The following is a 9,761-nucleotide window of genomic DNA, read 5'->3' as shown; positions in this document are numbered from 1 at the left end:
CTTCTTCCCCCCCCCCCCCCCCCCCCCCCCCCCCCTCCTCCCCCCCCCCCCCCCCCCCCCCCCCCCCCCCCCCCCCCCCCCCCCCCCCCCCCCCCCCCCCACATCGGTACGTGTGGTCAGACCAGCGGCCACAGTGCCGCGGTGAAGGCGAAACCGGCGCAGCCCATGACGGTCGTCAGGACGGTCCAGGTGCGCAGGCCCGCCGCGACATCGAGGCCGGCGAGCTTGGTGAACATCCAGTATCCGGCGTCGTTGATGTGGGACAGGGCGAGGGCGCCCGCGCCCATCGCCAGGGCCACCAGGGACAGGTGGCTGGTGGACAGATCGGCGCGGTGCAGCAGCGGGGTGAGGATTCCGGCCGTGGTGATGAGCGCAACGGTCGCCGATCCCTGGGCCGCCCGCAGGGCGAGGGAGGTCAGGAAGGCCAGCAGGAGCACGGGCAGCCCCGTGTGCTCCAGGACGTCGGCGATCGCATCGCCGATGCCGCTGGCGACCAGGACCTTGCCGAAGACGCCGCCCGCGCCCGCGACCAGGATCACCATCGCGACGGGCGGCAGCGCGGAGCCCATGACCTCGGCGATGCGTGACCGGTCCCAGCCGCGGCGGGCGCCCAGGAAGAACCCGCACAGAACGACGTCGATGAGCAGGGCCACCATCGGGGCGCCGAGGACGGTGAGCACGGCGCGCAGGCCGGAGCCCTCGGCGAGGGTGTTCTGGCCGACGGTGCCGGCGAGGATCAGCAGGATCGGGGTGACGATCAGCGCCAGGACCATGCCGAAGGACGGCGGCCGCACTTCGCTGCCCGAGGACACGGTTCTGGTCAGCACGGTGGTGGCGCGGCCGTCGCCGGAGGGGGCCGAGCCGGTGTCGGCGGGAGCCGGCCGGGTGCCGCCGCCGGTCTCCGGCTCGCCGTACACCTCGGCGTGCACCGCGGGGTCCATCGGGTACTCGCGGCGGGTCAGGCGCCGGGAGACGAGGTAGCCGATCAGGACGACGAGGGCCGTGACCGGGATGCCCATCATCAGCACCAGGCCCTGGCTGGCGCCGATGGCCTCGGCGACGGCGACCGCGCCCGGGTGCGGCGGCAGGAAGGCGTGCACGGTGAGCATCGCGGCGCCCATCGGCAGCGCGTACACCAGTAGCGGCTTGCGGGCGGTACGGGCGACGCCGTACGCGATCGGCATCAGGATGATCAGGCCCACCTCGAAAAAGACCGGAATGCCGAGGACGAACCCGGCGACGGTCAGGGCGAGCGGGGTGCGCCTGGAGCCGAACTTCTCGATGAGGGAGTGGGCGAAGGCGTGCGCGCCGCCGGAGAGTTCGATGACGCGGCCGATCATCGCGCCCAGCGCGATGATGGTGGCTATGTGACCCAGCGTGGCGCCCATGCCCTCCTCGATCGTCTTCACCAGGTCGGCGGCGGGCACACCCGCGGCCAGCGCGACGCCGATGCTGACGACCACGAGGGCGACGAAGGGCTGGACCCTGGCTCTGAGGATGAGCAGGAGGAGGGCCGCGACACCGGCGACCGCGATGGTGAGCAGGGCGGTGTGGCTCATCGTCCCTCTCCTTCCGAGGCGTTGGGGGACTTGGGGGACAGGACGGTGACGACGGAGGAGTCGTCGTGGGCACCGAGCCCGGCGTGCTCACCGAGCAGGTAGAGCTGTTCGGCCGCGGCGGCCAGCGGCACGGGGACGTGGGCGTCCTTCGCGATGCCGGTGACGATGCCCATGTCCTTGACGAAGATGTCGAGCCGCGACTTCACCTCGGGACCGGGTCCGTCGCCGTACGTCTGGACCATGCGCGGCCCGCGGTCGGCAAACATGAAGGAGCCGGCGGCGCCGTGCTTGAGGCTGTCGACGACCGTGCCCGGGTCCAGCCCGAGGCCGCGGGCGAGGGCGATCGCCTCGGCGGCGGCCGCGATGTGCACGCCGGCCAGCAGCTGGTTGACGGCCTTCATCGCCTGGCCGTCGCCGGGGTGGGGGCCGACGACGGTGAGTGTCGAGGCGAGCAGGCCGAGAACGGGCCGGGCCGTCTTCAGCGCGACGTCCTCGGCCCCGACGACGATCAGCAGATCGCCGTTGCCGGCTCGCACCGGGCCACCGCTGACCGGCGCGTCCACGGTCAGCACGTCGTGCTCGGCGAGCCTTCGGGCGGTGGTGCGTGCCGCCTCGGGACCCACAGTGCTGGTGAGGATCACCACCGCGCCGGGACGGAGGGCTTCGGCTGCGCCGTTCTCACCGAACAGCGCGCCCTCGACCTGCGTCTGGTCGCGGACGGCGAGCACGACGACATCGGCGTCATGCGCGGCCTCGGCCGGGGAGGCGGCGGCGCGGGCGCCCTCGGCGGCCAGGGCGGCCCGCCGGTCCTCCGCGATGTCGTAGACGGAGACGGGCAGCTCGCCGACCAGGCGGCGGGCCATGGGAAGTCCCATGGCGCCCAGGCCGATGACGGCCGTTCGGGGACGGGGGTGGGGAGACATCCTTGTACTCCTGAAGTGGAAGGGGAGAGGAGCGGATTCGCTGCCGGAGGCGGGGAGGGTCCGGCAAGGTGAGGGAGTACGCACGTCGGGATGCCTGCGAGGGGATGGCGCAGGGCCGACGACTCCCGGGCCGGCGCGCGGGTGGCGCGACGGGGTTGTGGGGGCCCGGGGCGGCTCGCGCGGGTGGCGCGACGGAGGTGTGGGGGCCCGGGGCAGTTCGTGTGGGTGGCGCGACGGGACGTGGGATCCCGGGGCCGCCCGGTGGGTCACGGGACCGGGGTGCGGGGGGTTCGGGGCCGTACGGGGATCGCGCCGTACGGCGGTGCTGTCCGGATCGAACGTGGACGCGGGGATGACGACGGGTCAGCGGGGCTGGGCCGGAGTCATCCGGCCCTCCCCTCGGGGGACGGACTCAGACGGCCGATGACCTCCAGCGCGGCGTCCCGGACCGCGTCGCGGCCTGCCGCCCACAGGGAGACGGTGTCGGAGCCGGGCAGGGCGGCCGGGAGCGCCGTCCGGACGGCTTCCAGATAGGCGCGGCGCAATTCGGCGTTGACGTTGACCTTGGCGACGCCACGCGCGAGGGCTCCGTGCAGTTGCCCGACGGGCAGGCCGCTGGCGCCGTGCAGGACGAGCGGGACCGGGACAGCCTCGTGGATGACGGCCAGCCGCTCCAGGTCGAGGCGGACGGGGTCCTTGGTGAAGCCGTGGACGTTGCCGACGGCAACGGCGAGCGCGTCCACGCCCGTCGCCGCCACGAACTCGGCCGCCTGCCGTGGATCGGTCATCGACGCGGTCTGGGCCACGGCGTCGGTGGAGACGTCCTCGTCGCCCTCCAGGGCACCGAGTTCGGCTTCCACCCACGCGCCGTGGTCACGAGCCCGCCGCACCGCCTCCTTCGTCAGAGCGATGTTCTCGGCGAACGGCAGGTGGGACCCGTCGACCATGACGGAGGTGTAGCCCGCCTCCAGGCAGACGGTGATCTCGTCCAGGTCGCGGCTGTGGTCGAGGTGGACGCCGATACGGGCGCCGGAGTGTTCGGCGGCGTCCAGAGCCAGCCGCATCAGGGCACGGCGTCCGGCGTGTTTGAACGGGCTGGAGCCTGCCTGGACCAGAACGGGGCGCCCGGCGGCCTCGGCCGCTGCCGTGATGCCGTTGACCGTCTCCAGGTTGTAGGCGACGAACCCGGGCACGGCGTGCCCGGTGTGCGCGGCCTGCTTGAGCGCGTCGGTTCCGTGCAGCAGCATCACGCGCTCCTGAGCAGGTCGATCGCGTCGGCGAGGGCGTCGGGGCCGCCGACGTTCCCGGCGAAGACGATGTAGGGAAGGCCGGCGGCGGGGCCGTCCACGGCCTCCCAGAGGGAGACGATGCCCGGCAGCAGCGTGCCCCGGGCCCAGGCGCGGCGGATCTGAAGGCCATGGGTGGCGGTGTCACTGGAGGTGATGCCGCCCTTGGCGACGACGAAGGCGGGCAGGCGCAGGGCGATGACCCGGCGCACGGTCTCCACCAGCGCGGCGGAGACCCGGCGGGAGATCGCCAGACTCTCGTCCGCGTCGGCACCCGTCACCAGCGTGCGCGAGGTCCGGATCACGGCGTCGGCCGAGTCCAGCGCGCCGGCGGCCGCGGCCGCGACGTCAGCCAGGTGGGCTTCGCGCCGCTCATCGTCGAGCAGCAGGGCCATGTCGAGTTCGTACTCGATGATCCCCCCGCGCTCCCGCAGCCGCTCGAGCTGCCGTGTCGTCAGGGAGACGTGGGACCCCACGGCGATCAGGCCATGGGGCGCCTGCCGGCGCTGTCGGCCCAGTTCGGCGGGGGTGAGCGGGGCCCGCCCGGCCTGGCCCGCGCGGGCCCTGACGAAGGACGGGCCGACCCGGTACAGCAGCCGTGTGCCGTTCTCAGCCGCCTCCGCGAGGGCCAGGGCCAGCACCCGCAGGTCGTCGTCACACACCGCGTCGACCACGGCCGTACGCCCGCCGCGCAGTGCGGACAGCAGCCGTGCCGTGTGCGCCGGTCCGCCCACCCGCAGATCGTCGAGGGTGATGCGCAGGACCTCTTCCGCCGACACGCGGCCGTCCGTCTTCTCCTCGACCCACTCGGGCAGAGCGGAGCTGCGGTAGCCGAAGGTGGCGTCGCGGGCGAACTCGCTTTCGCCGACGGGCAGCAGGCCGTCGGGCGTCCGCATCCAGTGGCGGGATCCGATGGTCAGCCGGCCCGCCTCGATGTACGCGGGGACCAGCACCACCCCGTCCACCGCCTTGGCGCCCAGCTCGGTCAGTTCCCGGGCGAGGACGTCGGTCTCCAGGGGGAAGTGGCCGCGCAGGGTCGAGTCGCTGCGGCTGGCGAGGACGTAGTCGGTGCCCTCCGCCTCGGACGCCGCGTGCAGGGCGCGGACCACCTCACGATTGCGGGCGGCGGCGTCCTCGGGCGACAGGCTGCGGGTGTTGGTGAGCACGAAGAAGGCGGCGCTGTCCTGACGCAGTGCCCAGCGCAGATCCTCCACCGTCCAGGAGGTCAGCACGGGCACGTCGGCGACCGTCTGGGTGCCGGTCGGGTCGTCGTCGAGGACGACGAGACGGGGGCCGCCGGAGATACGGGCGGCCACCTCGGTGGCGCTCACCGCGCGGACCGGGGGCAGCCCTTCCAGCACCGCGGTCTCGGCGACGGGGCCGGTCTGGGCATGGAGGGGTAGGGACATGGCGAATTCCTGGTCTGTGACGAAGAGTCGAGCGAGGGGCTGGTCAGTCGAGGTCGCGCTTGATCACATGGGTGCGCAGGTCGTCGGCGGTCTGGTTCATGTGGCCGTCCATGGCGGCCCTGGCGGCATCGGGACTGCCGGACTCGAGCGCGGCGAGCACCCGTTCGTGGTGCGCGATCGCGTTGCTGCGGATCTCCGGGACGGCCGAGGTCTCCCGGCGGCCCTCGACGAGCAAGGGGCCGAACGGCTCGAACAGCAGCGGGACGAACAGGTTGCCCGTGGCCCGCATCACGGTGTCGTGGAAGTCGATGTCGGCCTGCACGAACTGCTCCGTGTCGCCGGCGTCGGCGGCCTCGCGCATGACCGTCAGGTGTCGGCGCAGTTCCTCCAGGTCCTCCTCGCTGCGGCGGGAGGCGGCCAGCTCGCACGCGCCGTTCTCGATGAGCCGCCGCGCCTCGATCAGCCGCTCCGACAGGGCGCCGCTGGCGGCGCGCGAGGCCGCCCGCACAACCGGCTCCAGGGCGGTCCACCGGTCCGGCGGGTTGACGTAGGTGCCCCGGCCGCGCACTACCCTGACGACGTTCTGGGCCCGCAGATGCTTGACCGCCTCGCGCACGGTCAGGCGGCTGACACCGCTGCGTTCCGAGAGCTCTCCCTCGGGCGGGAGGGCGGCGTCCGGCGGGTACTGGCCGTCGATGATCGCGGTGAGCAGCTGCTCGGCGAGATCGTCCGCGAGCGACATGGTGGGAGCCTTTTCGTTCGGTGATCGCAACTGACCGATTCACATCTGACATCAGATATCTGATGTCCATGTGCCGGAAACAATGACACCGTCGGGAAGAGGCGTCAATACCTCGATCGCACGCCATCCGGCGACCGTGCAGGGGCACCGCTCACGAAGCCGGTCTCGGCCGCGGTCAGGACACCGCCCTCGGCGCCGGCCGGGCAGCCTGAAGCCGTACGGCTGACCTGCCGCTGTCGGCGACGGGGGCAGGTCAGCCCGGGCCGGCCGCCCGGGGCGGGTTCCGGCCCCTCGCGAAGGGCCGTGGCGCCTGGGCTCCGGGTGTCCCAGCCCGGACCTTGCCGGGGCCTGGGCTCCGGGTGTCCCAGCCCGGACCTTGCCGGCACCTAGGCTCCGGGTGTCTCCGCCCGGGCCTTGCCGACGTGCCAGCAGCGGACGACGCCCGCGTGGGCGTCGAGCTGGAGGAGTTCCCCGGTCCGCGGGTCCTGATGGGTGGGCCGGAAGCCGGGTACCGAGCCGGTGCGGGCTCCCTCGGCGGGGTCCCAGACGTCCAGTCCGGACTCGCCCGTCGAGAACAGCAGCCCGTCCGCGGCGAAGAACCGGCCGGACGGCCCCGCGAACGCCGCCGTCTCGACGCATCGCGCGTCGCCCGCACCGGTGAACTCGTAGACGGTCGCACCGTTCACCAGCGTCTGCTCGTCGTCCCCGATGCCGCCGATCGCCAGGCGGTCCTCACCGAGCCAGGCGAGGGGCCGGTCCCAGTAGTAGTCGCAGAGGGCGAGCTGAGACCAGCCGGCATGTCCCGGCCGCGCGTCTTCGCCCAGGTTCCACACCAGCACCGAGCCGACAGGATGCCACTGCCAGGCGTCCGAGGCGATGCGCGTGCCGTTCGGGCTGGGAAGCAGCGCTCCGTGGAAGGAACTGTTCAGCGGAGAGTCCGCACCGTCCGCGGGTGTCGTCGTCAGGGTCTCGCCGGTCGCCGGATCGCAGACCACGATCCGGTTCCACCGCTCCCGGTACAGGACGACCTGGCGCTCGCCGAGGGTGGTGAAGGCGAGCGAGAAAGGCACGGTGTCGCTGTGGTAGCCGTCGTTCTCCAGACTGCGGGTGACCGCCCCCCGGGTCAGATCGATCACCTCGCCGTGCCGCCCGTAGTCGATCACCACGGCGGCGAAACGACCGTCGGGCGAGGCGTGCAGACGACGGGTCTGCGAGCGCCCGCACCAGGGTTCCGCGTCGGTGTCCGGGGCGACGGAGGTGCGGCCCACCTCCGCGCAGTCGCCGCCCGGGACGTCCCAGAGCAGGAGGCGTCCGTCCTCGCAGAGCAGCAGCAGGCCCCGCTCCGTCGGGGCCATGTCCATGACCTTGCCGGCGTTTCCGGGGAGGGGCGTACTGTCCACCGTCGGGTCCAGCGGCCTGGGCGCCTCGACGGTCTGCGGCGCTCCGACCACTCCCAGAACGCTGCCGAGCGCGTCGTCGAAGCATTCCTCGCACACCCGCTCGGTGGTGGCGGCGCTGCCGTCCCGGCAGGCCTCGCAGACGTGCTCGTTGCTCAGGCCCACGCCCGTGTAGCGCAGGAAGTGGTCCGTCGCGGCAGGAGCACGGAGGTGCGCGCACAGGGGCGGGCCGTAGGGATGCGCGTCGTGCCCGCAGACAAGGGTCATGGAAGGGAACTCCTGAGAAGAGATCATGGTTACGGGGCCGGCCGGACCGGAGACACCCGAGACCAGCAAAGCGTCCTGTGCCCTGCCGCATCGGCCTTTCAGCCGCACATGGCACTGTCGGACAGAACATCACGCCTGGATGTGCACGGAACCGCGCCGGCCGGCCCGGTGCCCGGGGCGATGTTGTCGGCGTCACAGGGAACGGTCCGGGCCCGAAGCCGGCGGACGCCGCTCGCGGGCGCATGGGGCCCGCCGGCCCGCGGGCGACGGCCCTCGGGCGCGTATGCGCCCGCATATTCCGTATCCGGCTCGGGACGACGCCCGATGCCCATCCGGCCATCCGCACGGAGAAACCCGCCGGACCCCTCGTTCAGCCCGTCGAACAGCAGCGTTTGAGGCATCGCCCCCGGAGACGCGCCGACGGGCGCCGGAACATCCCCAGCGGCTGGACAGACACCGCCCACCACCCCCCTCATTCACATCTGCACATTCCCTGAATCGTTTCCGGACAGCGTTCGGCAATCCCGTCCGACGATCGGCAAAGCCAATCCCCCCAGGCAGGGGCCGACACCCGAGACGCCCTCGCGCCCGATAACGGTTCATGTTTGATTCCGTTATCCAGCGATCGAGTGTGTTGACTTTACGAGGAGGTAACAGTCAATGTGTCCGCACCCCGCCACTCCGGGAACGTAGCGGAGCGGCACGCACTCGAGGAGACGCCATGTCACTGCGGACCCATCGCCCTGCGCTTCGCCGCGCCCTGGTGGCCCTTACCGCACTCCCCCTGCTCGCCACCGCGGCGTGCGGCGGCTCCGGCACCAAGGACAGCGCGTCGGGCGAGCAGGCCAAGTGCGAGAAGAGCGACGGCAAGGTCAAGCTCACGTACTGGTCCTGGATCCCCGGCGTGGACAAGGCGGTGGCCGAGTGGAACCGCCAGAACCCCGACATACAGGTGACCGTCAAGTCGGTCCCGAACGGCAACGCCGGCACGTACCAGAACATGTCGAACGCCCTGAAGGCCGGCAAGGCCCCCGACCTCGGGCAGATCGAGTACGACTCGCTGGCGAGCTTCCGCCTCCAGGACGGCCTCACCGACATCGCCTCGTGCGCGGGCGTCAAGCAGGCCAAGGGCGACTTCGTGAACTGGACCTGGTCCCAGGTGACCTTCGGCGCCGACGGCAAGGACGGCGTCTGGGCCGTCCCGCAGGACACCGGCCCGATGGCCCTCTTCTACCGCAAGGACCTGTTCAAGAAGTACGGCATATCGGTCCCGAAGACCTGGCAGGAGTACTACGAGGCGGCCAAGAAGCTGAAGAAGGCCGACCCGAAGGCGTACATGACGCACTTCTCGCAGACGGACCCGAACTGGTTCAGCGGTCTGCTGTGGCAGAAGGGCGCGAACATGTTCGGCCAGGACGGCGACACCTGGAAGGTCGACGTCGACAACGCGGCCGCCGGCGAGGTGGCGGACTACTGGCAGAAGATGATCGACGAGAAGCTGGTCGCGACCGACCTGCAGGGCTTCTCCCCGGCGCTCTACAAGGCGTGGAACAACGGCGAGGTGGCGACCTGGGTCAGCGCCGCCTGGGGCTACAGCACCATCCGTGACAACGCCAAGGCGACCGCCGGCAAGTGGGGCGTGGCTCCGATGCCGCAGTGGTCCGCGGGCGAGAACAAGGCCGGCAACTGGGGCGGCTCGACGACGGCGGTCCTCGGCGACAGCAAGCACCCCTACGAGGCGGCGAAGTTCGCGCTGTGGCTGAACACCGACCCGAAGGCGCTGGAGATCCTCAACCGTGAGGGCGGTCTCTACCCCGCGGCCACCGCGGGCCTCGATCTGGCGGCGCTGAAGAAGCCGGTGGACTTCTACGACGGCCAGAAGATCTTCGACGTCTTCTCGGACGCCGCCAAGAACGTCACCACGGACTGGACCTTCGGCCCGACGATGACCGACACCTACCGCTTCATGGGCGACGGCATCGCCGGAGCGCTGGGCGGCCAGGGCACGCTCAAGGACGCGCTGAAGACGACGGAGACCAAGACGGTGGACTCCCTGGAGAAGCAGTCCCTCAAGGTCGCCAAGTAGGTGGCACCGGGGGGGGGGGGGGGGGGGGGGGGGGGGGGGGGGGGGGGGGGGGGGGCGTTTGCGTCGTTGCCCGCACACCCAGAAAACAAAAA

The 9,761-nt window shown here is 71.9% G+C and carries 7 protein-coding genes; 1 reads left to right on the top strand and 6 read right to left on the bottom strand.

The features are described from left to right. Window positions 1-116 precede the first annotated feature (116 nt). From ACZ5GT_RS32520 to ACZ5GT_RS32495, 6 genes are all read right to left on the bottom strand, one after another. The gene (locus ACZ5GT_RS32520; protein WP_469033486.1) at window positions 117-1,559 is read right to left on the bottom strand and encodes a GntT/GntP/DsdX family permease; all 1,443 of its coding nucleotides are present in this window, start codon (window positions 1,557-1,559) and stop codon (window positions 117-119) included. Next, on the bottom strand, window positions 1,556-2,482 hold the full coding sequence (locus ACZ5GT_RS32515; RefSeq protein WP_469033483.1) for an NAD(P)-dependent oxidoreductase: 927 nt from the start codon (window positions 2,480-2,482) through the stop codon (window positions 1,556-1,558). Before ACZ5GT_RS32515 ends, ACZ5GT_RS32520 begins: the two co-directional genes overlap by 4 nt. Before the next feature lie 383 nt (window positions 2,483-2,865). Then, window positions 2,866-3,729, bottom strand: coding sequence for a class II fructose-bisphosphate aldolase (locus ACZ5GT_RS32510; protein WP_469033479.1), 864 nt, complete (start codon window positions 3,727-3,729; stop codon window positions 2,866-2,868). Further along, window positions 3,729-5,177 (bottom strand): four-carbon acid sugar kinase family protein, encoded by a 1,449-nt coding sequence (locus ACZ5GT_RS32505; RefSeq protein ID WP_469033476.1) that lies wholly within the window; start codon window positions 5,175-5,177, stop codon window positions 3,729-3,731. The genes ACZ5GT_RS32510 and ACZ5GT_RS32505 overlap by 1 nt, the downstream gene beginning before the upstream one ends. Window positions 5,178-5,220: 43 nt before the next feature. After that, complete coding sequence (locus tag ACZ5GT_RS32500) at window positions 5,221-5,919, bottom strand: FadR/GntR family transcriptional regulator (protein WP_469033473.1); 699 nt, start codon at window positions 5,917-5,919, stop codon at window positions 5,221-5,223. A gap of 386 nt (window positions 5,920-6,305) precedes the next feature. Continuing rightward, a complete protein-coding gene (locus ACZ5GT_RS32495; protein WP_469033470.1) occupies window positions 6,306-7,583 on the bottom strand; it encodes a WD40 repeat domain-containing protein in 1,278 nt (425 codons plus the stop codon). Window positions 7,584-8,304: 721 nt separating this feature from the next. Between ACZ5GT_RS32495 and ACZ5GT_RS32490 the strand changes: the two genes are divergently transcribed. Next, window positions 8,305-9,669 carry an ABC transporter substrate-binding protein gene (locus tag ACZ5GT_RS32490; protein WP_469033469.1) on the top strand — a complete coding sequence of 455 codons (1,365 nt, stop codon included), beginning with the start codon at window positions 8,305-8,307 and terminating at the stop codon, window positions 9,667-9,669. Window positions 9,670-9,761 lie beyond the last annotated feature (92 nt).

It is taken from the genome of Streptomyces sp. NPDC031340 (assembly GCF_055569945.1).
Note: the sequence above shows the minus strand (reverse complement) of the source record. Positions and strands in the feature narration are given on the sequence as shown.

Excerpts from the sequence above, each read along its gene's own strand:
- ACZ5GT_RS32520 (WP_469033486.1), bottom strand. The coding sequence starts at position 1,559 with ATGAGCCACACCGCCCTGCTCACCATCGCGGTCGCCGGTGTCGCGGCC.
- ACZ5GT_RS32510 (WP_469033479.1), bottom strand. The coding sequence starts at position 3,729 with ATGCTGCTGCACGGAACCGACGCGCTCAAGCAGGCCGCGCACACCGGG.
- ACZ5GT_RS32500 (WP_469033473.1), bottom strand. The coding sequence starts at position 5,919 with ATGTCGCTCGCGGACGATCTCGCCGAGCAGCTGCTCACCGCGATCATC.
- ACZ5GT_RS32505 (WP_469033476.1), bottom strand. The coding sequence starts at position 5,177 with ATGTCCCTACCCCTCCATGCCCAGACCGGCCCCGTCGCCGAGACCGCG.
- ACZ5GT_RS32515 (WP_469033483.1), bottom strand. The coding sequence starts at position 2,482 with ATGTCTCCCCACCCCCGTCCCCGAACGGCCGTCATCGGCCTGGGCGCC.
- ACZ5GT_RS32490 (WP_469033469.1), top strand. The coding sequence starts at position 8,305 with ATGTCACTGCGGACCCATCGCCCTGCGCTTCGCCGCGCCCTGGTGGCC.
- ACZ5GT_RS32495 (WP_469033470.1), bottom strand. The coding sequence starts at position 7,583 with ATGACCCTTGTCTGCGGGCACGACGCGCATCCCTACGGCCCGCCCCTG.